Raw genomic sequence first — 25,731 nt, 5'->3', positions numbered from 1 at the left:
CGTCACTGGTCACCGTGCGCCATTACGAAATAACGCATTTAGTCGGCTTAGGGACGTAGATCCCCGGGAGTGCTCTCGGGTAACCTCGCTGCCGGTCACCGCCGAAGGCGCGCAGCGGCGCCTGCGGTGCCGCCGCCCAATCGCCACCAGGCGAGCCGGGGACCCAGGTAACTGGGGTGAATCCGCGACAGCGGTAGGGGCCACTTCCGCCCCGAACCCGTCAGCTAACCCGGTCGGCGGTCGACGGAAGGGAAAACTGTGACGGCACCCCTACGCCGCTGGTTGACGCCCGTGGTGGCCGCACTCGCCGCCCTGGCGGTCTTCGCCGGGCCACTCCCGGCAGCGGCCGCGCCCACCCCGCCCAAGCCCTCCGGGCACGGCGACGACGAGCCCAAGCTGCTCGACGACCTGATCGAGGCCCGGAACCGGTCCTACGTGCAGGCCAAGGCGAAGCTGGAGAAGTCGAAGAAGCGCCAGCTCGAACTGGCCCTGGAGGTCAACCGCGCGCAGGCCGAGCTGGACGCGCTGGCCCCGCAGGTCAGCCAGATCGCCGCCCAGTCCTACCGGACCGGGCGGATCGGCGCGGTGTCGATGCTGCTGGACACCGCCAGCCCCGACTCGTTCGTCAAGCGCGCCGCCGCCCTCGACGAGCTCAACCTGGTCAACTCCAAGAAGCTCGCCGAGGTGAACGCGGTCAAGGACCGCGCCGAGCAGGCCAAGCTGGCGCTCGACGCCGAGGTACGCGAGCAGCAGAAGCTGACGAACGAGATGGCGCGCGGCAAGCGCGAGGCGGAGAAGGCGCTCGCACTGGTCGGCGGCAGGGGGCTGACCAGTGGCAAGGTGGTCGCCACGTCGCCGGTGGCGAAGATGGCGCCCGGTCGTACCGCCGACGGCGACTGGAAGCCCCTGTCCTGCACAGAGGACGACCCCACCACCGGCGGCTGCATCACCGCGCGCACGCTGCACATGTACAAGGAGGTCAAGCGGGTCGGCTTCAACCGGTTCGTCGGCTGTTACCGTCCCGGCGGGCCGTACGAGCATCCGAAGGGCCGAGCCTGCGACTGGTCGTTGCAACGCAGCGGCTTCTCCCCCTGGCACAACGACGACACCTACATGTACGGCAACAACCTGACCGCGTTCCTGGTCCGCAACGCCGACCGGCTCGGTATCTACTACGTGATCTGGAACCGGCAGATCTGGTTCCCCGCGACGGGCTGGAGTTCCTACAGCGGCCCGTCGAACCACACCGACCACGTCCACGTGTCACTGCTCTAGCCGCGACCAGCGGTCGCACCAGCGAGAACGCGGACAGGGCCGCCCCGCCTGACGCGGGAGCGGCCCTGTCTCGTCTCAGGCGAGCGCGGCGCTGGCGGCCGGCTCCGGCGCGTCGACCGTACGGGCGGGCACCCCGGCCACCGTCCGCACCTCGCCGGCGGTCAGCCGGTACGACATGCCGACCACCCCGCAACGGCCGGCGGCCACCTCCGCGGCGAGCACGGCGGACCGGCCCAGCATCGCCTCGACGGTGTACGCGATGTGGATGTCGACGATCCCGTCGATGTCCGCCACGCCCTCGGCGGCGGCCCGGCGCAGGCTGGGCACCACGGCGTCCACCACGGCGCACAGGTGCCCGACCGGTGGGGTGCCGGTGGCGTCCGCCGTACGCGCCGCCTGGACCGCCCCGCAGGAGTCGTGCCCGAGCACCACCACCAGGGGCGTGCCCAGGACCGTGACGGCGTACTCCACGCTGCCCAGCACCTCGGGGCCAATGGTGTGCCCGGCGGTGCGGACCACGAAGAGGTCACCCAGGCCACGGTCGAAGATGATCTCTGCGGCGAGCCGGGAGTCGGAGCAGCCGACGATCACCGCGAAGGGGTGTTGTCCGTCGGCGACCGCGGTGCGGTGCACGGCGTCCTGGTTGGGGTGGCGCGGGGCGCCGGACACGAACCGCCGATTGCCGGCGTACAGCTCGGCGAGCGCCTCCTCGGGACTCGCGGGGGCAGCCGGCGCGATTCCGACGTCGGCCGGGGCAGTGCCCGTGGTCGACACCGGGAGCGTCCGCTCCGGGCCCGGTTGAGTGCCTGGCGATCCGGGACGGTTCATCCCACACCTCGCTCCCTGACGTGAACGGCCTGGTCACCCGGGCCGACGCTGGACGCGGGCTGCCACCACCGTCACACGCACCGAAAGGTACGTCAAGGTATGCGTGATATCCATTTCATATGTTCGCCGGCCTCCGGTACGGCGGTCGCCGGCGTCCGGTACGGGCGGCGACCGGCCCGGCCGCCCCGCCGGGCACGAGGACGCGCAGCCGCGAGGGCGCGCAGCAAAACACGAAGCAGGGGCCATACGATGACGGACATGGCGACGACTGGGGAGAACGAGAGCACCCGCAACTGGACGTTCCTCACCAACCACGGGCACGTGCTGCTCGCCATCGCCCGCAACCCCACCGCCCGACTCCGCGACGTCGCCGACGAGGTGGGCGTCACCGAGCGGGCCGCCCAGGCGATCGTCGCCGACCTGGAGGCCGGCGGCTACCTGCACCGCACCCGGGTCGGCCGGCGCAACGAGTACACGCTCAACCCCGCCGGGCGGTTCCGGCATCCCGCCGAAGCGGACCGGCAGGTCGGCGACCTCCTCAACCTGTTCGCCGACGAGCCGGAGCCGGCCAAGGCCCCCGAGCGCCCCTGACGGCGACGCCCCGCCGCCCGCGTCGCCTCCGGCCCACCAGGCCATCGTCAGCCGGCCCCCGGCCCACCCGGCCGCCGCCCGCGTCCCCAGCGTCCGCGTCCCCTCCGGTCGGCCAGGCCACCGTCAGCTAGCGGAGCCGGCGGGGGTGGGCGGTGCCGTCGGCGCGCTGCCGGGCGACGGCCGTCTTCCGGCGGGACCGGCGTACCAGCAGGATCACGAGGATCAGCGACGCGACGGGTACGAGCAGGCAGAGGGCCCCCTGGACCAACGCACCGGCGCCCTTCTTCATGCTGATCGACACCGCCGGCCTGTCGTCCCCCCGCGAACCGGCCGCGCCGGCGGACGGGGCGGCACCGTCAGGGGCGCCGGCGAGCAGCGGGTGTGCGTCCACCGCCGGCACGGAGCGGGTCAGCGCGGCGAGCGGATCGATCGCGCCGAAGCCGTACTGGCTGTCGCGGCCGTTCGGGCCCTGGTCACGGGCGGTGCGGATGAGTCGGTTGACCACGTTGGCCGCGTCGAGGTCCGGGTACTTCGCGCGGACCAGCGCCGCCACGCCGGAGGTGATGGCGGCAGCGTCGCTGGTGCCGCTGCCGATGCCGTAACCGTTGGACGACACCGACGTGGACCGGGGAGAGATGATCTCCTGCATCGGCGCGGCGAGCACGGCCTCCCGACCGGTGGCACTCTGCGCGAAGAACTCGCCGTTCTTCCCCAGCCCGGTCACTGCGACGACGCCGGGGATGTTCGCGGGGCTGGTGACGACGCGGTCGTTCTGCAGCCGGTTGCCGGCAGAGGCGATCAGCACGACGTCCTTGTCCAGGGCGTACCGGACGGCGGCGATCTCGTCGGGGGTCGCCGCCGTGCCCGTCCCGACGGACAGGTTGATCACGTCGGCGCCGGCGTCGGCCGCCCAGCGGATGCCCGCCGAGAGGTCTGCCGAGTCGAAGGACCTGCCGACCGCGACGGGCAGGATCTTCGCCTCCGGCGCGATGCCCAGGTGCCGCATCGGGCCACCACCCCGGGACGCGATGATCCCGGCCATCGCCGAACCGTGGGCCTTCCTGGTGTCGTCGTCACGGCGACCGTCGGCCGCCGTGCCGGAGGCGACGCCCCTGCCCGGCAGGATCTGGCCGCGCAGGTCCGGCAGGTCGGGGTTGACTCCGGTGTCGATGACCGCGACGGTGACGCCCTTGCCCTTGGTGAGCTTGTGGGCCTGCGGGATCTGCAGCGTGTCGAGGTACCACTGGAGGCCCCGTACCGTGTCGGCGCGTGCCGGAGCGGGCGCGACCAGTGGACCGGACCCGGCGCCGACGAGCAGCGCCAGCGCCGCGGCGGCCAGCCTGAGCTCGGGCCACGAAGGCTTCCCCGCACGCATGATTCTCCCAGAACCTGTCGACGCACAACGTGACGTGGCTCCGACCCGATCGAACCGGACCGGAGCCGCGTCGGCGATTGTGTCAGTTCCACGCCATGGCGTCGTTCATCTCGGTGCCGACGTGGTTCTCGCGGGCCAGACCGACGGCGTCGCCGCGCAGTGGACGGCGCTCAAGGGCATGCTCGACGGGCTGTCCCGCGACCTCGACAAGCTCGGTAGCGCCCACCGCCGGTTGATCCATTTCGGACATCGTGGCGCCGTTCATCCGATCCCGGGCCGTCGCCGCACTGCACGGGCCGGGCGCGAACGATAGGTTGGACGGGTGCCGTCCGTAGCGTCCGTCGACCCGTTCTGGTCGGTCACGCTGCGCTGCCTGCGCGAGCTGACCCGCCTGGCGGTCGCCGCGCTCGTGCTCGCCGTTGGCCTCGGAGGCGCCACCCCCGCGCCGGCCGCGACGCCGTCCGCCGCCGTCACCGTCGCCGACGCCGCCCGGCTCGCGCAGCCACCGTCGCGTCGCGAACCGGTGGCGGAGCTGGTCAACGGCGCCGCTGCCCCGCCTGCGACCCGTCCCGTCGCCGACGCTCCGGCCGACACCTCCGTCGTTCCGGTCGCGCGCCCGGGCGGCCTCGCCCGCGACCCCGGCCGGGGCGTTCCCGCCCGGCGCGGTCCGCCCGCCCCCTGACCGTCGGCCACCGGCTCCGCGTCCGGGGCACCGACCGCGACGGATCGCCGCCGCGCGACGCGGGTCGGTCCGGCCCGGCCCCCGCGCTCCGGCCGTCGTCTCGCCGGCGTCCACCCCGTAGCCTGCCGCCCCCCACCGTCGGCGCGGCCACCACCGCGGTACGCCCCGCACGCAGGCCCGATACCCACCCCGCCCGTACGCCGGGCACAGATCCTGTCGATTTCCCTCGATCGACCGCGAGGTGCTGACCATGCAAAACGTGTTCTCCTCCGTCCTGCTCGACGTGCCCCGGGCCGCCGTGATCTGGCTGAGCCTGCTCGGCGTCGTCGCCGTCGCCGTGGCCGGCCTGCTGCTGCGACCCGGCCGGCTCACGATCGACGCCGGTTCCCGGATCCGGCGTGCCGCGATGCCGAGCGAGTTGGAACGGGCCGAGGAGGCGCGCGAACGTTCCCGGTACGCCGGAGAGGTCTCGGTCGCCGCGGAGCGGGCCGCCACCACCGCCGCCCGGCTGCGGGCCGAGTGGCTGGCCGCGCAGGAGGAGGTCGAGGCGGCCTGGCTGGCGCACGAGGCCGCCGAGGCGGACGTCCACCGGCTGGCGGTCGCCGAGGCGATGCCTCTTCCGCGTACCGTCCGGACGCCCGCCGAGTACGCCGAGCGCGAGCGTTTCCTGCACCGGGCCGCCCTCGACGCGTACTGGCGCAAGGAACTGTCGGTGGAGCAACTCAGCGACGTCTTCGCGCACCGCAACGGCTGGGACCCTCGGCTGCACCCGGTCGAGCAGGAACTGGTGCTGCGCCGGGCGGTACGGGACAACCTGCTCGCCCGCCAGCGGGCGGCCCGGGAGCGGGAGCAGGCCGCGTGGCGGGCCGCCGAGACCGCCGCCGAGGCGGCGCGCAGCCTGCGGGACGAGGCGTTCGCCGCGGTCAACCGCCGTCCCGAGGAGTCGCCGTCGCTGCTGCCGCTGATCGAGCGCGCCGGTGCGGCGGAGCAGACCCGGGAGTTCCCGACGGTGACCGGTCGCGACGTGCCGCCGGTGGCCCGGGGCCGGGCGGCCGTCCCCGCGTACTGACCGGCGGGGCCGGGCGGAACCGGCCCCCCTGGGCTAGCGTGACGGTGTGTCCAGACAGGCGTGGGTCGTCGTCGGCGTCGTGGCAGTCGTCACGTTGGTCGGCGCGGTGGTGCTGGCCGTCCGCCTGATCCGCACCCGCCGGCTGCTCGGCACCCTCGGGGTGAACGGCAAGGTCGCCTTCTACGGCGCACTGCTCTACACCGTCTCGCCGGTCGACCTGCTGCCCGACCCCATCTACCTGGACGACATGGCGGTGCTGACCGGCGCGCTGCTCTACCTCGGTCGCCTGGCCCGGCAGCGCCGCGCCGCGAACCGACCGCCGACCGCCGCGCCCGACGTGCCGTCCGCACCCGACCGGCGCCGCGTGCCATGACCGGTACCGCACCGCGAGACAGGGGACGCCCGTGCCCGGCGACCATCGGTTGACGCCCCACGACGAGCGGGTCGTGGCGTTCTGCCGGGAACGGCACCTGGCCACGTTGACCACCCTGCGCGCGGACGGCACCCCGCACGTCGTTCCGGTGGGGGTCACCTTCGACGCGTCGGCCGGCCTGGCCCGCGTGATCACCGGCGGCGCCTCCCGCAAGGCGCGGCACGTCGCCGCCGCCGGCCCCGGGGGCGCCCCGGTGGCCGTCTGCCACGTCGACGGGCGGCGCTGGCTGACCATCGAGGGCCGGGCCGTCGTGCGCTCCGACCGGCCCGCCGTGGCCGAGGCCGAACGCCGGTACGCCGAACGCTACCGGACACCCCGCCCGAATCTGGACCGCGTGGTCATCGAGATCGCGGTGACCCGCCTGCTGGGCAGCCTGTGACCGGCTGACCGGTTCGTCCCGGCCCGAGCCCCGACGCACCGCCCGACCGGTCCGTCCCTCCCGCCTCGGCGCGACCGGCGCACCGGCCGGCCACCGGACGGCACCCGCGCCGGGGCTGTGACACGGGGCATCCGTACGCCGGAATCCCGCTGCCCGCGGGCCGGTTGCACCCGACGTGCGGCCGGCATGCCCGGCCGCGGGGCCCCGGAATGCCCGCCGGAGCAGGCCCGTTGCATCCCTGAGTACGCCCGTGGGCCGACCGCTGCGGGCCGTCGAGTCCCCCGAGCCGTGCGCCTTTCCCGGTGCTGCGCGCCCCCGGCCCCCGGTGGCGTCGACCCCCGATTGGAGCCCGACCATGAATTCGATCGCGCAGCGGAGCGGCCTCTCCGTCGCCGGCCTGCTGGTGGCCGGCGGATGCCTCGCGGGCCCTGCGGTCACCGCCCAGGCCCCGCCGGCGGCGACCACTCCGGTCGGCGCGGCGCAGACCGACCGGGACGGCCGCGCCGACAAGGACGGCCGGCCTGCCGAGCGCACCGTGGGCATCGAGTACCAGGCCCAGCCCAACTTCTACTACTGCGGCCCGGCCGCGACCCGGATCGCCCTGTCGGCGCTGGGCAAGGCGCTGTCCCAGGACGAGGTCGCCAGGAGGCTGGGCACCACCGAGGCCGGCACCGACTCGGCCCTGGACACCACCCGCGTGCTCAACGAGCTGACCGGCCGTCGATACCGGACCACCGAGATCCGGGACTCGGTGGCCAGGCCGGAGCAGGTCGACCGGCTGCGGTCGGACGTCGTCACGGCCCTCGAAGAGGGCCGGCCGGTGGTGGCCAACGTCAAGGGCACCGCGGTCGACACCGTCGGCAACCCCCACTCGTACGAGGGCGGGCACTACCTGGCCCTGGTGGGCTACCGGGACGGCGGGAACCTGATCCGGGTCGCCGACCCGGCCGCCCCCGAGGCCGAGTACTGGATGACGCTGGAGAAGGTCGCCAACTGGATCGCCGAGCGCGGCTACTCGTCCTGATCCGACCTGAGCGCCGGCCGGCCCGAGCGGGGGCCGGCCGGCGCTGAGGCACGTCGATCGACCGCGCCCCGGGTTCGGTCGACGGTTCGCGGGTACAGGTGGACAGCCGACCGTTCCGCAACCGGTAAGGGGCAGAGATGACCAAAGCAAACGACACCAGCGGCCAGGACGTGGTGGACGTCCTCACCGCCGACCACCGGGAGGTCGAAGCGCTCTTCGTGCAGTTGGAGAGCCGGCAGGGCACCCCCGAGCACCGCCGGCAACTGGCCGATGTGATGATCGCGGAGCTGGTTCGCCACGCCGTCGCCGAGGAGATGCACGTCTATCCGGCCGCCCGCAGGGCGCTGCCGGACGGCGACCAGGTCGCCGAGCACGAGATCTCCGAGCACGCCGACGCCGAGCGGACCATGAAGGAGCTGGAGTCGGTCGACCCGTCCGACCCGCGCTTCGACGAGTTGCTGACGCACCTGACCAGCACGATCCGGCACCACGTCAAGGACGAGGAGTCGGATCTCTTCCCCCGCCTGCGCGCCGCGGTGGCCGCCGAGGAGATGGTCGAGCTGGCCGGGAAGGTGGAGGCGACCAAGAAGACCGCACCGACCCGACCGCACCCGGCCGCGCCCGACCACCCACCGGCGAACCGCCTGCTCAACCCCGGAGCCGGCCTCGTGGACCGGATGCGGGACGCGTTCAGTGGCCGCACCACGTCCGTGTCGGAGCTGGGCGAGAAGCAGCGCTGACCGACCGTTGCCGTCCACGGTGGCCACGCCCGGCACGGGGCGTGGCCACCGGCGTTCCCACCGGCCGGGCCGGTCTCCGCCGCCGGCTCAGGGCTCCGGCGCGACCCGGCGCAGGCCGTCCGCCTCGGAGACGATCACCGCCTCCATCGGGCAGGAGTCCGCGGCGTCCACCAGCGCGTCGTCCGGCGCCACCCGCTCGGCCAGCGGGCGGGCCAGCCCGTGCACCAGCACGAAGTGCTTCGGCGCGATGCCCGCGCAGATCCCCGACCCGATGCACCGGGTCGGGTCCACGTGCACCCGCCACTGCTCGTTCGTCGTGCTCATCCGTTCACCAACTCACCGGCATGGCGACGAGCCCCCGCACCAGCAGGCCGCTCTTCCAGATCAGTTCGGACTCCGGCACGGCCAGCCTCAGGTCGGGCGTGCGGGCGACCAGCGTCTCCAGGACGACCTGGAGTTCCATCCGGGCGAGCTGGGCGCCGATGCAGTGGTGCACCCCGTGCCCGAAGCCGAGGTGGGGGTTGACCTGCCGGGTCAGGTCGAGCCGGTCCGCCTCGGGGAAGACCGTCTCGTCCCGGTTGGCCGACGAGATCGACACCACCACCGGTTCGCCGGCCCGCACCAGCACGCCGCCGAGCTCGACGTCCTCCAGGGCGTAGCGGGCGAAGGCCGAGGTCGCACCGAGCGGCACGAACCGCGTCAGCTCCTCCACGGCACCCGGCACCAGGTCCGGCCGCGCCCGCAGCCGGGCCCACTCGTCGGGGTGGGTGAGCAGCGCGTACACGAAGTTGGGGATCTGGGTCACCGTCGTCTCGTGCCCGGCGGCGAGCAGCCCGGCGGCCAGCCGCACGACCTCGTCCTCCGCCAGCCGGTCGTCGGCGTCCCGGGCCCGGACCATCGCGCCGAGCAGGTCGTCGGTGGGCTGCTCACGCCGCCGCGCGATCAGCTCGCCCATGTACGCGAAGAGGCTGTCGATGTACTCCTGGGCCCGCTCCGGGCTCAGCGAGGTGGTCGACACGATCGCCTCGGACCAGGTGTGGAAACGGTCCTGGTCGGCCACCGGAACGCCGAGCAGGTCACAGATGACCCGGATCGGCAGCGGGGTGGCCAGGTGCTCCACCAGGTCGGCCGGCGGACCGGCGGCGAGCATGCCGTCGACCAGCTCGTGGGCCACCTGCCTGGTGCGGGGTCGCAGCTCCTCCACCCGCCGGGCGGTGAACGCCTTCGCCACCAGCCGACGCAGCCGGGTGTGTTCCGGCGGATCCATCGACAGGATCCCGCCCTCCTGCTGCCGCGGCGTGTTGCGGGGCTCGTCCCGCCCCACGGAGGCGGCCCGGCTGAACCGGGCGTCGCCGAGCACGGTCCGCACGTCGGCGTGCCGGGTGGCGAGCCAGACCGGCTCGCCGTACGGCAACCGGATCCGGGTGAGGGGTTCGTCCCGGCGCAGCCGGGCGTAGCGCGGGTCGAGGTTGAGCCGGTCGGGTTCGCTGAACGGATAGCGCTGGGGGGCGGTCGTCTCGGGGGCCTCGGTCACCGGATGACTTCCTCTCGTCACGGCACCCCAAGGGGTGGGCACCGGTCCGGTCGGGGGTGACTCCACTTTGAGTCATGTTCCGACTGCGGATAGTAGCGAGAGTGGTCGATCCTTGGCTAGCGGTACGCGTCGAACGTCCGGAAACGGCGTCCCGGGCCCGTCGACCGCGCGACGGCCCGGGACGGCCCTACCTGCTCAGCGGACCTGGTCGCCCTCACCGGTACGCGTCTGCGCCTGGTCGACGCCCTTGTCGATCTGCTCGTCGTACTTGCCGCCGGTGCGCTTGTCGGCCATGTCGCCGCCCTTCTCCAGGCCCTGGTCGACCTGCTTGTCGTGCTTGTCGGCGAAGTCCTTGGCCTTGTCCATGAAGTCGCTCATCGGGTCCTCCTCGAATCCGGTCCGATCTCTGCCTTCCCTGAGGCCGGGGGCGCAAACGCGACGGCGGGGCCACCGGAGCGCGATCCGGAAACGGCCGGTGCTCCCCGACACCTCGTCCACCATCTAGCGTGAGAGGGGACGCGGGTGTCGGAGGGACGCTGGCCGGGTACCGACTCGCCGGAGATCGAGGAGGGCCGACGTGGTCGCAGACGATGCCGGGCGTACGCCCGACGGGACGACGGATCGGGGCGCGGGCCCCCGACAGACCTGGGCCGGGCTTCCCTGGCTGGTCCGCTCGGCCGTGGTGTGGAGCGCCTGCCTGGTGGTGGTCGTCGCCGGGCTGTACCTGCTGGGGAAGATCGCGGTGCTGCTCGCGCCGCTGGCCATCGCGTTGGCCGCCACCGTCTTCCTCGCCGCGCTGCTCGATCCGGTGCAGCTCGCCCTGCGTCGGCTCCGGCTGCCCGCCGCACTCGCCGCCCTGCTCACCGTGCTGCTGTTGCTCGGCCTGCTGTTCGGCGTCGGCGCGCTGGTGTGGACTCTCACCGCGGGCCAGTTCAGCGAGTTGAGCGAGGAGTTGGGGCGGGGTCTGCAACGCACCCGGGACTTCGTGATCTCGACGCTGCCGGTCACGGACCAACAGCTCGACCGGCTGCTCGACCAGGCCCGCCGAGGGCTCGGGCAGGGCACGGACCCGGTCTCGGGGGCCAGGACGGCCGTGGAGGTTCTCGGCTCGGCGCTGCTCGCGCTCGTTCTGCTGTTCTTCCTGCTCAAGGACGGCCGGTCCATGTGGCAGTGGACCCTGTCCCGAGCGGCCGGGCCGAACCGGGAGGTGACCGCCGAGGCCGGTCGGGTGGGCTGGCGGACGCTGGGGGCGTACAGCCGGGGCACGATGATGATCGCCGCGATCGACGCGATCGGCATCGGCCTGGCGCTGGTGGTGCTCCGGGTGCCGCTGGCGTTTCCGCTCGCGCTCATCACCTTCTTCGGGGCCTTCGTCCCGATCATCGGGGCGACCGTGACGGGCGCCGTGGCGGTGCTGGTCGCCCTCGCGGCGAAGGGGCCGGTGACCGCGCTGCTCGCCCTGGCCGCCGTGATCGCCGTGCAGCAGATGGAGGGCAACCTGCTGGAGCCGCTGATCATGAAGCGTCAGGTGCGCCTGCACCCGGCGGTGATCCTGGTGGCGGTGACCGCCGGCACGCTGATCGCCGGCATCGCCGGAGCCTTCGTCTCGGTGCCGATCACCGCCGTCGTCTGGCGGGTCGTCGACACCGTCCAGCAGCACCGCCAGCACCCGACGACCCCACCCGTGGCCCCCGCCTGACCTCGGCGGCGGCGCTCAGCGGGAGCCGGGGAGGTGGGTGGTGAACCAGTCGGCGGCGCAGTGGGCGACCTCTTCCAGGGTGCCGGGCTCCTCGAAGAGGTGGGTCGCCCCCGGGACCACCGTCAGCTCGGCCGACTCCGGCAGCGCCTCCTGAGCCTGCTCGTTGAGCGTGATCACCTGCTCGTCCAGGCCGCCGACCAGCAGCAGCGTGGGCGCGCGTACCTGGTCGAGGGCCGGGCCGGCCAGGTCGGGACGGCCGCCCCGGGAGACCACCGCGCCGACGAGGTCCGGTCGGGCCGCAGCCGCCACCAGGGCGGCGGCGGCCCCGGTGCTGGCCCCGAACAGCCCGATCGGCACCGCGCCGAGGGGCCGCTCCGCCGCCAGCCAGTCCACGATCCCGGCGAGCCGACCGGCCAGCAGGGGGATGTCGAAGCGCAGCTCGGCGGTCCGGGCATCGACCTGGTCCTCGGCGGGGGTGAGCAGGTCCACCAGCACGGTGCCGAGGGCGCTGCGGTTGAGCACGTGCGCCACCGCCGTGTTGCGCGGGCTGTGCCGGGAGCTGCCGCTGCCGTGCGCGAAGAGCACCACGCCGGCCGGCTCCGCCGGAACCAGCAGGTCGGCCGGGAGGTCGACGTCTCCCGCCGGGATCGTCACCGCACCGCTACGCGCGTCCATCTCGCCTCCGTACGCCTCGGTCGTCCCCGGCCGGCCGCATACCCGTCCCCGACGCCGGCAAGCAGCCCCGGCGAGCCGGCGTTTGTCGCCAGGGGGCCCGGGTAGGCGGCGGGTGACCGCAGACCGTACCGGCGCACCCGCGCCCCGACGGATCGCGAGGATCGCCATGACGCAGCAGCGAGAGACCCGGCAGCAGGACACCGACCGGGACCGGCGGGAACAGCAGACCGAACGCGGCCGGGACTGGGCGGACGACGCGGCCCAGGCACGCACGGCCGACGACCCGCGGGCGATGGCGCCCCGCGACGCGGCCGGCCGGCCGTCACAGGGCAGGCCCGTCTGACCCACGCCACCGGCCCGCCTCGGGCGTACGCGGGCCGGTGGCCGGTCACGGCTCGTTCTCGGGCAGGCGCAGCAGGGGAGCCCGGCCCGGGACCTGCTCCGGGGCCGGCCCGGCGACCTCCGCCGAGGGGACCGGCATCGTCACCGGCTCGTCGCAGGTGACGTGGACCGGCTCGCCGTGGTGGCGCAACTCCAGCACGTCGCCCGGGTCGCCGTGGCGCAGTTCGTAGGTGGTCTCGTGCGGTCGGACGTCGACCCGCAGCCGCAGCCCGCGCCACTGGAGCGAGAACTCCAGCCGCTCCAGCCGGCTCGACAGCCGGGGCGCGAAGGAGAGGTTGCCGTCGTGGTCGCGTAGCCCGCCGAACCCGGCCACCAGTGCGATCCAGGCGCCGGCGAGCGAGGCCATGTGCACGCCGTCACGGGTGTTCTCGTTGAGGTCGTGCAGGTCCATCAGCGCGGCCTCGCGCAGGTAGACGTGCGCCAGCTCCGGGTGGCCCACCTCGGCCGCCAGCACCGCCTGGGTGCACGCCGACAGCGAGGAGTCGCGCACCGTCCGCCGCTCGTAGTAGAGGAAGTTGCGCAGCTTCTGCTCCGGCGTGAACGCGTCGCCCCGCCAGTGCATGGCCAGGACCAGGTCCGCCTGCTTGACGACCTGCTTGCGGTAGAGGTCGAAGTACGGGTAGTGCAGCAGCAGCGGGTACTTCTCCGGCGGCGTGTGCCCGAAGTCCCACTCCTGGAGCCGGGTGAAGCCCTCGACCTGCTCGTGGACGTCGATCTCCTCGTCGTACGGGACGTGCATGGAGGCCGCCGCGTCCCGCCAGGCCGCCGCCTCCTCGTCGGTGACGCCGAGGTGGAAGGCCTCGTCCCGGTAGCGCGACACCGCGTCGGCGGCGGTGATCAGGTTCCGCTGCGCCATCAGGTTGGTGTAGATGTTGTCGTTCTTCACCGCCGTGTACTCGTCGGGGCCGGTGACCCCGTCGATGTGGAACTGGCCGTGCCGGTCGTGGTGGCCCAGGGACCGCCACAGCCGGGCGGTCTCGACCAGCAGCTCCAGCCCGATCTCGCGTTCCAGGTCGGTGTCCTGGGTCACCTGCACGTAGCGTCGCAGCGCGTCGGCGACGCCGGCCGCGATGTGGAAGGCGGCGGTGCCCGCCGGCCAGTAGCCCGACGACTCCGGCCCCTCGATGGTGCGCCAGGGGAACGCCGCCCCCTCCAGGTTGAGTGTCCGGGCCCGCTCGTGGGCGGCGGCCAGGGTCCGGTACCGCCAGTGCAGGGCGTCCCGCACGGCGGGCGGGTGGGTGTAGGTGAGCACCGGCAGGACGAACATCTCGGTGTCCCAGAACGCGTGCCCGTCGTACCCGGGGCCGGTCAGGCCCTTCGCGGCGATGGGCCGCTGCTCGGCCCGGGAGCCGGCCTGGAGCACGTGGAACAACCCGAACCGGACCGCCTGCTGGATCTCCGGGTCGCCCTCCACCACCACGTCGGCGACGTCCCAGAAATTCTCGAGGTACTCGCGCTGCTCGCGGCAGAGCCCGTCCCAGCCGTCGAGGCGTGCCCCCGTCAGGGCGGCCTTGACCTGGTCGCGCATCGCCGGCAGCGACCGGCGGCTCGACCAGCCGTACGCGAGGTACTTGACCACGCGCAGCTTCTCGCCGGGCCGGAGCACGCACCCGATCGTGGTACGCACCCAGTCCTCGTACCCCTCGGACTGGATGGTCTTGCGCGCCGGGGCGTACACCTCGTGTTCCATCGCGGCGGCCACCCGCAGCCCGGAGACCTTGGTCCGGTGGATCAGCAGCCCGCCGTCGGCGGTGGTGAGTTCCTCCTCGGCCTGCAGCGGCGACTCCAGCACGGCCGCGACGCGCGGGTCCCGGCTCTGCGGGGGCAGGGTCTCGTTCGCCACCAGTTCCGACTGGAGGATCAGCCGCAGCGGACCGTCCACCGCCTCCACCTCGTAGTTGATCGCGGCGACGGCGCGCTGGGTGAACGAGACCAGCCGGGTGCTGCGGACCTTGACCTCGCGGCCGGCCGGGGAGCGCCAGTGCAGCTCCCGGTGCAGGGTGCCGGCGCGCAGGTCGAGGACCCGTTCGTGGGCGAGGAGTTCGCCGTAGCGGACGTCGAGCGGCTCGTCGTCGACCAGCAGCCGGATCAGCTTGCCGTTGGTCACGTTGACGATCGTCTGGCCGGACTCGGGGAACCCGAAGCCGGCCTCCGCGTACGGCAGCGGGCGCAGCTCGTAGAAGGAGTTGAGGTAGGTGCCGGGCAGGCCGTGCGGCTCGCCCTCGTCGAGGTTGCCGCGCAGCCCGACGTGCCCGTTGGAGAGGGCGAAGACCGACTCCGACTGGGCCAGGACGTCCATGTCCAGCCGCGTCTCCCGGACGTGCCACGGCTCGACCGGATAGGCGCGTTCCCGGATCACGCGGGCCGCCCGGTGTCGAGCAGGTCGGCGAGGTCGGTGACCACGACGTCGGCGCCGTGGGCCAGCAGTTCGGCGGCCTGGCCGACCCGGTCGACGCCCACCACGTACCCGAATCCGCCGGCGCGTCCGGCGGCGACCCCGGCGAGGGCGTCCTCGAAGACGACGGCGTCGCGCGGGTCGACCCCGAGCAGCTTCGCGCCCGCCAGGAAGGTGTCCGGGGCCGGCTTGCCGCGCAGTCCCTCGGCGCGGGCGACGAGCCCGTCGACCCGGGCCTCCAGCAGGGGTTCCATCCCGGCGGCGGCCACCACCTCCCGGCCGTTGGCACTGGCGGTGACGACCGCCCGGCGCAGGCCGGCGGCGACCGCCGCCTCCAGGTAGGCGACGGAGCCGGGATAGACGTCCACCCCGTGCGTGCGCAGCTGTTCCAGCAGCAGCACGTTCTTGCTGTTGCCGACCCCGTTGACGGTGTCGGCGTCCGGCGGGTCGTCGGGCGATCCCTCGGGCAGCACGATGCCCCGGGAGGCGAGGAAGGTGCGCACCCCGTCGGCGCGCGGCCGGCCGTCGACGTAGCGGTTGTAGTCCGGCCCGGGGTCGAAGGGGCGGAACTCCTCGCCGGTGACGGCGGCGCGGCGGCGCAGGAAGCCGTCGAACGTCGCGGTCCAGGCGGCGTTGTGCACCCTGGCGGTCTGCGTCAGCACACCGTCCAGATCGAAGAGACAGGCGGTCACGTGAGCAGGCAGGCCCAACACGGTACGAATCTATCCAGACCTCCGGGCCCGCAAACCGCTTTCGGTCCCCTTGCCGCCCGGCTCAGTTCGGGCGCAGCGTCCAGACCACGGTCATCTCCGAGGTCGGCTTGCCCTCCTCGGTGGCGATCTCGACGTGTACCGGGAACTCCGGCCGCCGCCCGGCCTCCAGCTCCGCGACCACCTCGGCCACCGCGCGCCCCAGCCGGGCGGTCGCGCGGACCGGCCCCTTGGCGAGCTTCCGGTACGCGATGTCGGCGCGCACCGCCAGGGGCGTGGCCCGGTCGAGCAGGTGCCCGAACGCGACGAGCACCACCGCGCCGGAGGCCGTCTCACCCAGGGTGAACATGGCACCGGCGTGCGGCCCGCCGACGTGGTTGTGGGTGGCCGGCGAATCGGGGAGCCGGACCACGGCCCGAACCCCACCGTCGGCCTCGGGGGCCACCTCGACGATTTCGAGTCCGAGCGTACGGGCGAAGGGCACCGCGTCGAGCAAGCCGGCCGCCACCTGGCGCGAGTCGATGGTCATGAACCGACGTTACTATTCGGTAACTTCTCCGGCAAGGGCCGCCCCGTCAACGCCAGCCCACGTCGATGCGGTCGCCGCGCTCGTCGAAGAAGTGCAGCGCGTCCATGCGTACGGAGACCGCCAGGGCGTGACCGGCGGAGACCCCCGGGTACGGCGCGAGCCGGACCGCGAGTTCGGCGGGGCGACGGTGGTGCCGACCCGGGTCGTTGAGCACGCTGGTGCGCGCATCGGTGGCCGGGGCGGTCTCCTCCTCGGCGGCACGCCCGGTCAGCCGCTGCACGACCTGCCCGAAGCGACGACGGCCGCGCTGACCGCTGGGCGCGTCGACCTGGGTGCCCATCTCGTCCACCAAGATCGCGGTGGCCCCGACGTCGAGGAAGGCGAGCGACTCGTGCCCGTGGTGCTCCAGATAGCGGATCCGGCCGTGCAACACGGCGCCCTGCGTGTCCGGCGCGACCGGGGTGAGCGCCTCGGCCCGCATCCCGACCACGATCCGCTCCCCGTGGTAATGCGCGACCGCCCGGCTGCGGATGTCGTCCCACGGCAGGTAGAGCGCCTGCTCGCCGAGGGTGAGGGTGACGTAGCGGTCGAGGTGGACGTAGACCGAGGCCTCCAGCAGGTTCATCCGCGGGCTGCCGAGGAACGCCGCCACGTAGAGGGTGGCCGGGCGGCCGTACACCTGGGTGGGGGTGCCGACGTCCTGCAGGACGCCCTTGCGCATGATGGCGACCCGGTCGGCCATGGTCAGCGCCTCGGCCTGGTCGTGGGTGACGTAGATGGTGGTGACGCCCAGTTCCCGGGTCAGGCCGGAGATCTCCGCGCGCAGCTCGGCGCGGAGCCCGCTGTCGAGGTTGGAGAGCGGCTCGTCCATCAGGAACACGCCGGGGCGGCGCACGATCGCCCGACCCATCGCGACCCGCTGCCGCTGCCCGCCGGAGAGCTGGCTGGGCTTGCGGCCGAGCACGTCGCCGATGCCGAGCGCGCTGGCCACGTCGGTGACCCGCTCGCCGCGCGGCTCGGGCTCCAACCCGGCCAACTTGAGCGGGAAGGCGATGTTGTCGCCGACGGTCATGTGCGGATAGAGCGCGAAGTCCTGGAAGACCATCGCGATCTTCCGGTCGCGCGGCGGCAGGTCGTTGGCCAGCTCGCCGTCGAGCATCACCGCGCCCGACGTCGGCTCCTCCAGCCCGGCCACCATCCTCAGCACCGTGGACTTCCCGCAGCCCGACGGGCCGAGCAGCACCATGAACTCGCCGTCGTCGACGTCGAGATTGACGTTGTCGACGGCGAGGGTGCCGTCCCTGAAGACCTTCGTGACGTCCTTGAGCGCGACGGTTGTCACCGTGCCCTCCCCCCAGCTCGTCGGCCGAACTCGGAATGACTGTGACGAGGACCATCCGGTTCGCACATCGGGTAAACGTGCCATGTTCGGCTTGTGACGACCCTGTGACGCCCACCCGCCGGGACGACGCCCCCTCCCCGAGCTCCTCCTTCCGGTCCCCGACGCGGGCCCGGGACGGGCTCCCCCCGCACTCACCCGTGGGCCGCGGGCCCCTCGCCGAGGAAGACCCGCCGGACCACCCGCTCGGCGGCGTGGCCGTCGTCGAGCGCGCAGAACCGGGCCCGGAACCGCTGCCGGGCCTTGCGCGCCGCCTCCGAGTGGACCTCGCCGGCGCGGAACAGGTCGAGCAGGTCGGCGAAGCGGGTGGCCACCGCGCCCGGCGGCTGCGCGGTCACGTCGAAGTAGACGCCACGGGCCAGCCGGTACGCCTCCCAGTCGGGGGCGTACACGACGATCGGCCGGTCGAGCACGGCGTAGTCGAACATCGCCGAGGAGTAGTCGGTGATCAGCACGTCCGCCACGAGGTAGAGATCCTCCACGTGCGGGTGGTCGCTGACGTCGCGTACCCGGTCGCGCTCCGCCGGGCGCCCGGCGTGGCGGTCCCGGTCGTGGAAGTAGTGGCTGCGCATCAGCAGCCGGCCGGTCGGTCCGAGCACGTCGAGCAGCCGCTCCGCATCGAAGGGCGGCTGGTAGCCGGGCAGGTGCTCGCGGTGCGTCGGGGCGTACAGGACGACCTGCTCGCCGAGCCCGAGGCCGAACCCGGCGCGCAGCCGGAGCACCTCCTCGGCGGTGGCGGTGACCAGCCGGTCGTTGCGCGGATAGCCGACCTCCAGCGTGGTGTACGCGGCCGGGTACGCGCGCTCCCACATCTGGCTGGAGAAGCTGTTCGCGCTGACGCTGTAGTCCCAGCGGTCCACCCGGCGCAGCAGCCCGACGAAGTCCATCCCGACCGCGCCGACCGGGTACCGCTGCTGGTCGAGGCCCATCACCTTCACCGGCGTGCCGTGGTGGGTCTGCACGTGCACGGTGCCCGGCCGCTTGCGGACGTGGTCCGGGAAGTTGACGTTGTTGACGAGCCACCGCGCCCGGGCCAGCGCCCGGTAGTAGGCGCGGGTCCCGGCGACCACGTACGCGACGCCGTCGGGCACGGTGTGCGCCCGGTCGCGCCGGACGATCCACACCCCGCGCACCTCGGGTGCCAGCCGGCGGGCCGCCTCGAAGACGGCCGCCGGGTTGTCCGCGTACCCGCGGTACCAGTAGGCCGCGTAGACGGCCAGCGTCGGGTCGACCGGCCGGCGCAACTCGGCCCGGTAGTACTCGCGCAGCAGGGTGTCCCGGGCCAGCCGGGCCGCGAGCCGGGCCGGGGGTGCGACCCGCCGCCTCGCGTTCCCGGCCGTCCGGCGGGCGACGTCCCGCGCCCGGTAGGCGGCGCGCAGCGCGCTGAACGTGCGCCAGCGGCCGGCGGCCACCAGCCGGTGCTTGAGCCCCTCGGCACCCGTCGGCGTCGGGTAACCGCCCGGCGGCAGCCAGCGCGCGTGGTCGGCGGCGATCCGGGCGAAGAAGGCCGGGCGCAGCTCGGGCGCGATCCGTTCCCCGTTGCCGAGCACGGTCAGCTGGTGCCAGATCATCCGCTCGAACAGCGCGGGGCGCAGGTCGTCGACGGCCGGCCCCCGGTCGTCCATCAGCCGGAACACCCGGTGCCACTGCCCGAACACCTCGAAGTGCCGCTCGCCCCTGGTCCTGGTGATCGCCCCGGTCCGGCGCTGCCGGTAGTTGACGCAGACCCGGTCCAGCACCCCGATCCGCTCGGCGGCCAGCAGCACCGGGTAGCTGAACGAGACGTCCTCGTACCAGCCGGGGGCGAAGCGCAGGCCCTGCTCGAGCAGGAACCGCCGGCGGACCAGCCGGTTCCAGGCGGTGTGCAGCAGCCGCAGCGTCTCGGGCCGCTCGCGCAGCCGGAAGGTCGCCTCGCCGGGCGGCTCCGGGAACACCTCCGCCATCGCGCTGCGGCTGATGGCGTTGTTCCAGTGCGTGCGGACGTGGTCGACCAGGAGCACGTCGGGGCGCCTCGCGCGCAGGCGCCCGGCCACCTCGGTCAGGCAGTCCGGCGCGAGCCAGTCGTCGCCGTCGACGAACCAGACGTACTCGCCGGCGGCCCGGTCCAGCCCGACGTTGCGGGCCGGACCGAGCCCGACGTTCTCCGCCAGCCGGACGGCGTGCACCCGCGGGTCGCGGGCCGCGTACTCGGCGAGGATCTCGCCGCTGTCGTCCGGCGAGCAGTCGTCGACGCCGATCACCTCGATGTCGGCGACCGGCTGGGCGAGGATGGAGTCCAGGCACTCGCGCAGGTAGCCCTGCACCCGGTAGGCCGGCACGACGAAGCTGATCAGTGTCATCGGCCGGCCCCCTCCGTCAGCCCGGCGAGCGACCTCCCGCGCCGACCAGGCCCACCGACGCCCGCGCGGCGCGGGCGGGCAGGACCACCCAGGCGAGGGCCACACTCCCCACAAAAACCACGAGAAGGTACGTACCGAGTGTAGCCATCCCGATACCGGCAATACCGGCGATCGCCGCCAGGGCCAGCAGCACCGAACGGCCCTCCCAGCCCAGTGTGACGCCGTGCAGCGGCGGGGCGGACTGCCGCTTCTCCAACCGCGCGGTCAGGTCGTAGTGGTGCAGGGTCAGCACGAAGACGTACCCGAAGACCAGCCACGCCGGCACGTCACCGACCACGCCGACCGCGATGGCGAACAGGTACTCGCCCGCCCGCAGCGCGGCCGGCACCAGCCAGTCCAGCGGCCCGTTGTGTGCCGCGCCGGCACCGAGGCCGGCGGCCAGCAGCACCAGCAGCGCGGCCGGCACCGCCCACCGCAGGCCCTCCGCCCCCGCGCCGTCGCGGGTCAGCAGCGCCGCCACCAGCAGCGCCGCCGAGCCCAGCGCCGCGCCGACCGCCAGCGTCAGCGGACCCACGGGCCGCAGCACCGGCAGGAGCCGGGCCAACGGCCCGTCGTCACGGTGCAGGGTGGCGTCGACCGTGTCCAGCACCGGCACCCACATCCAGCGGGCCCGCAGCGTACGCAGCGCCCCGGTGTACGCGAACGCCAGCACCCCCCAGGCCAGCACCGCGTACAGGCTGACCAGCGGGCCGAACAGCGCCACGGTGATCGCGATCAGCGCCCACCGCTCACCGATCGGGAAGACCACCGTCCGCTTCAGCCAGTACGACACCGAGCCCGTGTCGGCCTGCACCCGGTTGGAGGCGGCGTTCAGCCTGTCGCCGATGCCGCCGCCGGAGGTGCCGACCGCCTTCGGCCGGCGGGCCGCCTCGTCGTGCAGCACGCCGTACCAGGTGTCGGTCATGTGCCGGACGGTCTGCAACGTGATCGCGGCGATCGCCAGCGCCCAGCCGTACCGGAAACCGGCCTGGGTGGCCCCGTAGCCGAGGCCGGCGTAGACCACGTACTCCTTGGCCCGGTCGGCCATCGTGTCCAGCCAGCCGCCCCAGGCGCTGAAGTGCCGGGTGTAGCGGGCAAGCTGGCCGTCCACGCAGTCGAGCACGAAGCCGAGGTAGAGCAGCACCGCCCCGGCGAGAAGCGCCACCCGGCCACCCGTGCCGAAGAGCACGGCTGCGGCCACCGCGAACGCCACCGAGATCATCGTGACCGCGGTGGGGCCGAGCCCGAGCTTCGCCGACGCCTTCGTCACGTACGGCGACCAGGTGCTGACGAAGAAGGTGGTGAAGAAGTCGTCGCGCTCCTTCACCGAGAGCCTCAGCTCGGCCCGGTCCTCGTCGACGGCGGCCACGGCCGCCTCCGCGGCGGCCAGCCCCGCCGGGTCGGCCACCCGGTGCGCGACGAGCAGGCGTACGCGCTGGGCGAAGGTCAGCGTGCCGAGCCCGGTGAGGCCCGCGAAGAGCCGGTCCACGGCGGGCCCGACCGGCGCGGCGGCCGGCGCCACCCCGGCGGCGACCGCGCGCGCGGCGGCGGCGAGCGACGGCAGGTCGTCGACGCCGACCCGCAGCGCGCCGCCGAAGACGCCGGTGGCCTCACCGTCGAGCGCCTCCGGCGGCCCGGCACCGACCACCTGGCCGCGCTCCTCGCGCACGGCCGTGCGGCCCTCGCCGGGCGGGTCGGTGAGCACCAGCGCCACCGTCGGCCCGACGGGGCTGGTGGCCAGGTGCCGCAGGACGGCGGTGTGCGCGACCAGGTCGGCGCCGGTGACGAGCACCGGGTGCGTGGCCGCGTCGGCGAGGGCGGCCAGCTCGCCGAGGTCGGCGACGTGGCGCACCTCGTCCGCCCCCGCACGCCGGAGCTGGCCGGCCAGCCGGTCGGCGACGGATTCGCCCGAGCGGGTCGGCAGGCTCGCGGCCGGAGCGTCGGCGGCGAGCACGATCGCGAGCGTCACCACGGAACCGCGGCGTGGTACGCGTGCAGCGCCTCGGCGATCGTGCCGTCGACGCTCAGCCGGCCCGCGTCGAGGTAGAGCCCCCGACGGCAGAACCGGGTCAGGTCCTTTTCGTTGTGTGACACCAGCACCAGAGTGCGCCCCTCCCCGAGCAGACGGTCGATCGTCGCATAACACTTGTTGCGGAACTCCTCGTCCCCGACCGCGGTCACCTCGTCCATGAGCAGGATCGGGTGCGGCAGGTGCGAGATGATGGCGAAGCCGAGCCGGACCTTCATGCCGGACGAGTAGTGCCGCACCGACGTGTCGACGGCCCGCTCCACCTGCTCACCGGCGAACGAGACGATGTCGTCGAAGTGCCGGCGCAGGTAGCCCGACGCAAGCCCGTGCAGGCCACCGACCAGGTAGAGGTTCTCCCGACCGGTCAGGTCGCCGGAGAACCCGGCGGAGAGCTCCAGCAGCGGCGCGACGTCCCCGCGCACCCGGATGCGGCCCTCGTCGGGGATGAGCACGCCGGCGATCAGCCGCAGCAGGGTGCTCTTGCCCGTGCCGTTGCGGCCGACCACGCCGACGGTCTCCCCCGCCCGCACCGAGAACGACACGTCCCGCAGCGGCCAGAACCGGCCGTCGTCGGCCGCACCGCGCCGCCCCCGGTGGATGAACAGCTCCCGCAGCCGCAACTGCCGCCGCCGGTTGCGGACGAACCGGATGCCGAGCCCGTCCGCCTCGATGATCGCCTCGGCCATCCCTACAGCTCCTTGAGCACGGCGGGCTCGAGCCGGCGGAACGACCACCAGCCGGCGGCCAGCACCAGCAGGCTGACGCCGACGGCGGTGGTCAGCAGCCGGGCGTCCGGAAACTCGTCGGGATACCAGACCGCGTGGTGCAGCTGGAAGATGCCGACCAGCGGGTTCAGCTCGTACGCGACCTTCAGCCAGCCCGGCAGGTCGGCGTCGCGCACGAGGCTCAGCGGGTAGATGATCGGGGTGGCGTAGAAGAGCACCCGGACAGCCAGCCGCATGAACCGCTCGACGTCGCGCATCAGCACGTTGGCCGCCGAGAGCAGCAGCGCCAGCCCGACCAGCAGGACGCCCTGCACCACCACCGCCAGCGGCAGGGCCAGCAGCGACCAGCCCGGCTCGACCCGCCCGGACGCGGCGTACCCGACGGCGACGGCCAGCAGGATCGGCAGGCCGGCGGCGTACTCGGCGAAGCGGCCGGTGACCCGGCCGATCGGGAAGACCTGCCGCGGCAGGTTCATCGTGGTGATCAGCCGGGCCTGGCCGGTCAGCGCGTTGGTGGCCTCGCTCAGCGCCGAACTGGTCCACATCCAGGCGAAGATCCCGGTGAGCAGGAACAGCGGGTACGAGTCGGCCGCGTCACCGAGGTGGCGGCTGGTGTCCCGCGAGTAGAGGACGCCGAAGACGAACCAGTAGATCGCCCCCAGGCCGAGGGGCTCGATCAGCGACCAGAGATACCCGAGCACGGACTGCTGGTACTTCACGGCGAGGTCGCGCCTGACCAGGATGCGCAGCGAGGTGCGGTGCGACCACAACGCCGCGACGCCAGAGGTCACCGCCGCCTCCCGCCTCACCGGACGGACGACAGGTTAGCAGTCGGTGAACGAACGCCCCCTCAGCACTCGATCACGTTGACGGCCAGTCCGCCACGCGCCGTCTCCTTGTATTTGACCTTCATGTCCGCGCCGGTCTCGCGCATGGTCTTGATGACCTTGTCCAGCGAGACGTGGTGCACCCCGTCGCCGCGCAGCGCCAGCCGGGCGGCCGTGATCGCCTTGATGCTAGCCACCGCGTTCCGTTCGATGCAGGGGATCTGCACCAGACCACCGACCGGGTCGCAGGTCAGCCCGAGGTTGTGCTCCATGCCGATCTCGGCGGCGTTCTCCACCTGCTCGGGGGTGCCGCCCAGCGCCTCGGCCAGGCCGGCGGCGGCCATCGAGCAGGCCGAGCCCACCTCGCCCTGGCAGCCCACCTCGGCGCCGGATATCGAGGCGTTCTCCTTGAACAGCACCCCGATCGCGCCCGCCGCCAGCAGGAACCGGACCACGCCCTCCTCGGAGGCGCCCGGCACGAAACGGGTGTAGTAGTGCAGCACCGCCGGGATGATCCCGGCCGCCCCGTTGGTCGGCGCGGTGACGACCCGGCCACCGGCCGCGTTCTCCTCGTTGACGGCGAGGGCGAAGAGGGTCACCCAGTCCATCGCGCGCAGCGGGTCGGCGGGATCGGGCTCCGTCTCCAGGCTGCGGCGCAGCTCGGCGGCGCGGCGGCGGACCTTCAGCCCGCCGGGCAGCACCCCGTCGCGCGAACAGCCCCGCTCGACGCACTCCCGCATCACCCGCCAGATCTCCAGCAGGCCGGCGCGCACCTCGCCCTCGCCGCGCCAGGAGAGCTCGTTGGCGAGCATCACCTCGCTGATCGACAGCCCCGTCGACGCGGTCACGCCGAGCAGTTGCGCGCCGGTGAGGAACGGGTGCCGCACCCGGGTGGCGTCGGGCCTGATCCGGTCCGCGCCGGCCGCCGCCTCGTCCACCACGAACCCGCCGCCGACCGAGTAGTACGTCCGCACCCGCTGCTGCGCGCCCGCGTCGTCGTACGCCACGAAGGTCATTCCGTTGGGGTGGTACGGCAGCGACCGGCGCCGGTGCAGCACCAGGTCACGGTTCGGGTCGAAGTCGATCTCGTGCGCGTCGAGCAGGCTCAGCCGCCGCTCGGCGCGGATGCGGGTGACGCGCGCGTCGACCGTGTCGGTGTCCACCGTCTCCGGGGCCTCGCCGGCCAGCCCGAGCAGGACGGCCCGGTCGCTGCCGTGGCCGTGCCCGGTGGCGCCGAGCGAGCCGAAGAGCTCCGCCTGCACCCGTGCCGTGCCGGTCAGCAACCCGTCGGCCTTGAGGCCGGCGACGAAGGTGCGGGCGGCCCGCATCGGCCCCACCGTGTGGGAGCTGGACGGCCCGATGCCGACGCTGAACAGATCGAAGACGCTGATCATGGCTGCACTTCCTCGCCGTCGTACCTCATGGGTCTGCGGCACGGTCGTGGCCGGCCCCGGTCGGGGCGGCCGTCCGGCACCCGGGGGTGTGGGTGCCCGACCGGCGAGCCTACCCGCCCAGCTCAGCCCCTGCCCGTCGTCCGCTCGCCGGCCGTCGCAGCGTCGACGGGCCCGGGGGCGTCGCGGGGCCGGTTCCCGGGTAACCACCTACGGGGACACGCACCGGCGCTCCTCCTCCCGACCGAGGGCACGGTGGCCACCCCTTCCTACCGTTGAGGGCAGAGGCGGCGAACGCCGCAGAGTGGGAGTACGACGATGAGTCGCAAACTGGTCCGCCCCCGTCAGGGGCGCATGATCGCCGGCGTCTGCGCCGGCCTGGCCCAGCGTTTCGGCAGGTCGGCCGGCTTCATCCGGCTGCTGTTCCTGCTGTCGCTGCTGCTGCCCGGCACCCAGGTGGTCGTCTACCTGGTCCTCTGGCTCCTGATGCCGAACGAGGACCGCCACGCCGCCACCCGCTACTGAGCCCACCCCGCCCCCCGCCCGGCGCGGGGGGTGAGCCCGAGGCGCCCGTCCCGTGGACCGGGGCGGGCGCCGTCACGCCGGGGCGAGCGCCGTCACGCCGGGGCGAGCGCCGTCACG

At 73.6% G+C, this 25,731-nt stretch carries 27 protein-coding genes and 1 riboswitch; of the genes, 11 read left to right on the top strand and 16 right to left on the bottom strand.

Annotated features, from left to right (window positions below; genetic code table 11):
- The first annotated feature begins 123 nt into the window (after positions 1 to 123).
- Positions 124 to 255: riboswitch (cyclic di-AMP (ydaO/yuaA leader) on the top strand.
- 3 nt (positions 256 to 258) lie between these two features.
- On the top strand, positions 259 to 1,275 hold the full coding sequence (locus KBX06_RS06060) for a hypothetical protein (RefSeq protein ID WP_210833183.1): 1,017 nt from the start codon (positions 259 to 261) through the stop codon (positions 1,273 to 1,275).
- Between the two features lie 75 nt (positions 1,276 to 1,350).
- Here the strand turns inward: KBX06_RS06060 and KBX06_RS06055 are convergent, their stop codons facing one another.
- Positions 1,351 to 2,103, bottom strand: a complete 753-nt coding sequence (locus tag KBX06_RS06055; RefSeq protein WP_210833182.1) for a carbonic anhydrase — start codon at positions 2,101 to 2,103, stop codon at positions 1,351 to 1,353.
- A 249-nt stretch (positions 2,104 to 2,352) separates the two neighbouring features.
- Between KBX06_RS06055 and KBX06_RS06050 the strand changes: the two genes are divergently transcribed.
- Positions 2,353 to 2,694, top strand: coding sequence for a helix-turn-helix domain-containing protein (locus KBX06_RS06050; protein WP_210833181.1), 342 nt, complete (start codon positions 2,353 to 2,355; stop codon positions 2,692 to 2,694).
- Between the two features lie 127 nt (positions 2,695 to 2,821).
- On the opposite strand, the gene KBX06_RS06045 is transcribed toward KBX06_RS06050, so the two are convergent.
- Together KBX06_RS06045 and KBX06_RS06040 are read right to left on the bottom strand one after the other, a co-directional pair.
- Positions 2,822 to 4,069 (bottom strand): S8 family serine peptidase, encoded by a 1,248-nt coding sequence (locus KBX06_RS06045; RefSeq protein WP_210833180.1) that lies wholly within the window; start codon positions 4,067 to 4,069, stop codon positions 2,822 to 2,824.
- 82 nt (positions 4,070 to 4,151) lie between these two features.
- Positions 4,152 to 4,334: a hypothetical protein gene (locus KBX06_RS06040; protein ID WP_210833179.1), complete on the bottom strand. Its 183-nt coding sequence runs from the start codon at positions 4,332 to 4,334 to the stop codon at positions 4,152 to 4,154.
- Positions 4,335 to 4,391: 57 nt separating this feature from the next.
- Between KBX06_RS06040 and KBX06_RS06035 the strand changes: the two genes are divergently transcribed.
- From KBX06_RS06035 to KBX06_RS06010, 6 genes are all read left to right on the top strand, one after another.
- On the top strand, positions 4,392 to 4,751 hold the full coding sequence (locus tag KBX06_RS06035; protein ID WP_210833178.1) for a hypothetical protein: 360 nt from the start codon (positions 4,392 to 4,394) through the stop codon (positions 4,749 to 4,751).
- Between the two features lie 250 nt (positions 4,752 to 5,001).
- Complete coding sequence (locus KBX06_RS06030) at positions 5,002 to 5,820, top strand: hypothetical protein (RefSeq protein ID WP_210833177.1); 819 nt, start codon at positions 5,002 to 5,004, stop codon at positions 5,818 to 5,820.
- A 46-nt stretch (positions 5,821 to 5,866) separates the two neighbouring features.
- The gene (locus KBX06_RS06025) at positions 5,867 to 6,193 is read left to right on the top strand and encodes a DUF1232 domain-containing protein (RefSeq protein ID WP_210833176.1); all 327 of its coding nucleotides are present in this window, start codon (positions 5,867 to 5,869) and stop codon (positions 6,191 to 6,193) included.
- Positions 6,194 to 6,224: 31 nt separating this feature from the next.
- Positions 6,225 to 6,632: a pyridoxamine 5'-phosphate oxidase family protein gene (locus tag KBX06_RS06020; protein ID WP_210833175.1), complete on the top strand. Its 408-nt coding sequence runs from the start codon at positions 6,225 to 6,227 to the stop codon at positions 6,630 to 6,632.
- 355 nt (positions 6,633 to 6,987) lie between these two features.
- On the top strand, positions 6,988 to 7,656 hold the full coding sequence (locus tag KBX06_RS06015; protein WP_210833174.1) for a C39 family peptidase: 669 nt from the start codon (positions 6,988 to 6,990) through the stop codon (positions 7,654 to 7,656).
- Between the two features lie 137 nt (positions 7,657 to 7,793).
- Complete coding sequence (locus tag KBX06_RS06010; protein WP_210833173.1) at positions 7,794 to 8,396, top strand: hemerythrin domain-containing protein; 603 nt, start codon at positions 7,794 to 7,796, stop codon at positions 8,394 to 8,396.
- Between the two features lie 87 nt (positions 8,397 to 8,483).
- Here the strand turns inward: KBX06_RS06010 and KBX06_RS06005 are convergent, their stop codons facing one another.
- From KBX06_RS06005 to KBX06_RS05995, 3 genes are all read right to left on the bottom strand, one after another.
- Positions 8,484 to 8,720, bottom strand: coding sequence for a ferredoxin (locus KBX06_RS06005; RefSeq protein ID WP_210833172.1), 237 nt, complete (start codon positions 8,718 to 8,720; stop codon positions 8,484 to 8,486).
- Between the two features lie 4 nt (positions 8,721 to 8,724).
- Positions 8,725 to 9,930: a cytochrome P450 gene (locus KBX06_RS06000; protein ID WP_210833171.1), complete on the bottom strand. Its 1,206-nt coding sequence runs from the start codon at positions 9,928 to 9,930 to the stop codon at positions 8,725 to 8,727.
- Between the two features lie 195 nt (positions 9,931 to 10,125).
- Positions 10,126 to 10,308, bottom strand: a complete 183-nt coding sequence (locus KBX06_RS05995; protein WP_089002298.1) for an antitoxin — start codon at positions 10,306 to 10,308, stop codon at positions 10,126 to 10,128.
- Between the two features lie 199 nt (positions 10,309 to 10,507).
- On the opposite strand from KBX06_RS05995, the gene KBX06_RS05990 reads away from it, so the two are divergent.
- Positions 10,508 to 11,629: an AI-2E family transporter gene (locus KBX06_RS05990; protein WP_210833170.1), complete on the top strand. Its 1,122-nt coding sequence runs from the start codon at positions 10,508 to 10,510 to the stop codon at positions 11,627 to 11,629.
- Between the two features lie 15 nt (positions 11,630 to 11,644).
- Here the strand turns inward: KBX06_RS05990 and KBX06_RS05985 are convergent, their stop codons facing one another.
- Entirely contained in the window at positions 11,645 to 12,304 is a 660-nt protein-coding gene (locus KBX06_RS05985) for a dienelactone hydrolase family protein (protein WP_210833169.1), read from the bottom strand.
- A 166-nt stretch (positions 12,305 to 12,470) separates the two neighbouring features.
- Between KBX06_RS05985 and KBX06_RS05980 the strand changes: the two genes are divergently transcribed.
- Complete coding sequence (locus tag KBX06_RS05980; RefSeq protein WP_210833168.1) at positions 12,471 to 12,647, top strand: hypothetical protein; 177 nt, start codon at positions 12,471 to 12,473, stop codon at positions 12,645 to 12,647.
- Positions 12,648 to 12,692: 45 nt separating this feature from the next.
- Here the strand turns inward: KBX06_RS05980 and KBX06_RS05975 are convergent, their stop codons facing one another.
- The 9 genes from KBX06_RS05975 to KBX06_RS05935 all read right to left on the bottom strand — a co-directional run bounded on the left by KBX06_RS05975 (position 12,693) and on the right by KBX06_RS05935 (position 25,092).
- On the bottom strand, positions 12,693 to 15,065 hold the full coding sequence (locus KBX06_RS05975) for a glycoside hydrolase family 65 protein (RefSeq protein WP_210833167.1): 2,373 nt from the start codon (positions 15,063 to 15,065) through the stop codon (positions 12,693 to 12,695).
- Positions 15,062 to 15,814 (bottom strand): HAD-IA family hydrolase, encoded by a 753-nt coding sequence (locus tag KBX06_RS05970; RefSeq protein ID WP_210833166.1) that lies wholly within the window; start codon positions 15,812 to 15,814, stop codon positions 15,062 to 15,064. The genes KBX06_RS05975 and KBX06_RS05970 overlap by 4 nt, the downstream gene beginning before the upstream one ends.
- A gap of 61 nt (positions 15,815 to 15,875) precedes the next feature.
- A complete protein-coding gene (locus KBX06_RS05965) occupies positions 15,876 to 16,340 on the bottom strand; it encodes a DUF4442 domain-containing protein (RefSeq protein ID WP_210833165.1) in 465 nt (154 codons plus the stop codon).
- 46 nt (positions 16,341 to 16,386) lie between these two features.
- Positions 16,387 to 17,682 (bottom strand): ABC transporter ATP-binding protein, encoded by a 1,296-nt coding sequence (locus KBX06_RS05960; protein ID WP_210833164.1) that lies wholly within the window; start codon positions 17,680 to 17,682, stop codon positions 16,387 to 16,389.
- A 191-nt stretch (positions 17,683 to 17,873) separates the two neighbouring features.
- Positions 17,874 to 20,078 carry a bifunctional glycosyltransferase family 2 protein/CDP-glycerol:glycerophosphate glycerophosphotransferase gene (locus tag KBX06_RS05955; protein WP_210833163.1) on the bottom strand — a complete coding sequence of 735 codons (2,205 nt, stop codon included), beginning with the start codon at positions 20,076 to 20,078 and terminating at the stop codon, positions 17,874 to 17,876.
- A 16-nt stretch (positions 20,079 to 20,094) separates the two neighbouring features.
- Positions 20,095 to 22,086: a DUF5941 domain-containing protein gene (locus KBX06_RS05950; protein ID WP_210833162.1), complete on the bottom strand. Its 1,992-nt coding sequence runs from the start codon at positions 22,084 to 22,086 to the stop codon at positions 20,095 to 20,097.
- Positions 22,083 to 22,832, bottom strand: coding sequence for an ABC transporter ATP-binding protein (locus KBX06_RS05945; RefSeq protein ID WP_210833161.1), 750 nt, complete (start codon positions 22,830 to 22,832; stop codon positions 22,083 to 22,085). Before KBX06_RS05945 ends, KBX06_RS05950 begins: the two co-directional genes overlap by 4 nt.
- Positions 22,833 to 22,834: 2 nt before the next feature.
- Positions 22,835 to 23,662 carry an ABC transporter permease gene (locus KBX06_RS05940; protein WP_210833160.1) on the bottom strand — a complete coding sequence of 276 codons (828 nt, stop codon included), beginning with the start codon at positions 23,660 to 23,662 and terminating at the stop codon, positions 22,835 to 22,837.
- A gap of 59 nt (positions 23,663 to 23,721) precedes the next feature.
- Positions 23,722 to 25,092 (bottom strand): L-serine ammonia-lyase, encoded by a 1,371-nt coding sequence (locus KBX06_RS05935; RefSeq protein ID WP_210833159.1) that lies wholly within the window; start codon positions 25,090 to 25,092, stop codon positions 23,722 to 23,724.
- Between the two features lie 315 nt (positions 25,093 to 25,407).
- Between KBX06_RS05935 and KBX06_RS05930 the strand changes: the two genes are divergently transcribed.
- On the top strand, positions 25,408 to 25,614 hold the full coding sequence (locus KBX06_RS05930) for a PspC domain-containing protein (protein WP_210833158.1): 207 nt from the start codon (positions 25,408 to 25,410) through the stop codon (positions 25,612 to 25,614).
- Positions 25,615 to 25,731 lie beyond the last annotated feature (117 nt).

Source organism: Micromonospora sp. C31, from assembly GCF_018070575.1.
Lineage (GTDB): Bacteria > Actinomycetota > Actinomycetes > Mycobacteriales > Micromonosporaceae > Micromonospora.
This window is presented reverse-complemented; position numbering and strand designations above follow the sequence as displayed.

Bases quoted from the DNA above. Each gene is read 5' to 3' on its own strand.
- KBX06_RS06005 (WP_210833172.1), bottom strand. From the start codon at position 8,720: ATGAGCACGACGAACGAGCAGTGGCGGGTGCACGTGGACCCGACCCGG.
- KBX06_RS05935 (WP_210833159.1), bottom strand. From the start codon at position 25,092: ATGATCAGCGTCTTCGATCTGTTCAGCGTCGGCATCGGGCCGTCCAGC.
- KBX06_RS05965 (WP_210833165.1), bottom strand. From the start codon at position 16,340: ATGACCATCGACTCGCGCCAGGTGGCGGCCGGCTTGCTCGACGCGGTG.
- KBX06_RS06040 (WP_210833179.1), bottom strand. From the start codon at position 4,334: ATGAACGGCGCCACGATGTCCGAAATGGATCAACCGGCGGTGGGCGCT.
- KBX06_RS05945 (WP_210833161.1), bottom strand. From the start codon at position 22,832: ATGGCCGAGGCGATCATCGAGGCGGACGGGCTCGGCATCCGGTTCGTC.
- KBX06_RS05930 (WP_210833158.1), top strand. From the start codon at position 25,408: ATGAGTCGCAAACTGGTCCGCCCCCGTCAGGGGCGCATGATCGCCGGC.
- KBX06_RS05985 (WP_210833169.1), bottom strand. From the start codon at position 12,304: ATGGACGCGCGTAGCGGTGCGGTGACGATCCCGGCGGGAGACGTCGAC.
- KBX06_RS05980 (WP_210833168.1), top strand. From the start codon at position 12,471: ATGACGCAGCAGCGAGAGACCCGGCAGCAGGACACCGACCGGGACCGG.
- KBX06_RS06010 (WP_210833173.1), top strand. From the start codon at position 7,794: ATGACCAAAGCAAACGACACCAGCGGCCAGGACGTGGTGGACGTCCTC.
- KBX06_RS05955 (WP_210833163.1), bottom strand. From the start codon at position 20,078: ATGACACTGATCAGCTTCGTCGTGCCGGCCTACCGGGTGCAGGGCTAC.
- KBX06_RS06050 (WP_210833181.1), top strand. From the start codon at position 2,353: ATGACGGACATGGCGACGACTGGGGAGAACGAGAGCACCCGCAACTGG.
- KBX06_RS06015 (WP_210833174.1), top strand. From the start codon at position 6,988: ATGAATTCGATCGCGCAGCGGAGCGGCCTCTCCGTCGCCGGCCTGCTG.
- KBX06_RS06045 (WP_210833180.1), bottom strand. From the start codon at position 4,069: ATGCGTGCGGGGAAGCCTTCGTGGCCCGAGCTCAGGCTGGCCGCCGCG.
- KBX06_RS06055 (WP_210833182.1), bottom strand. From the start codon at position 2,103: ATGAACCGTCCCGGATCGCCAGGCACTCAACCGGGCCCGGAGCGGACG.
- KBX06_RS05995 (WP_089002298.1), bottom strand. From the start codon at position 10,308: ATGAGCGACTTCATGGACAAGGCCAAGGACTTCGCCGACAAGCACGAC.
- KBX06_RS06030 (WP_210833177.1), top strand. From the start codon at position 5,002: ATGCAAAACGTGTTCTCCTCCGTCCTGCTCGACGTGCCCCGGGCCGCC.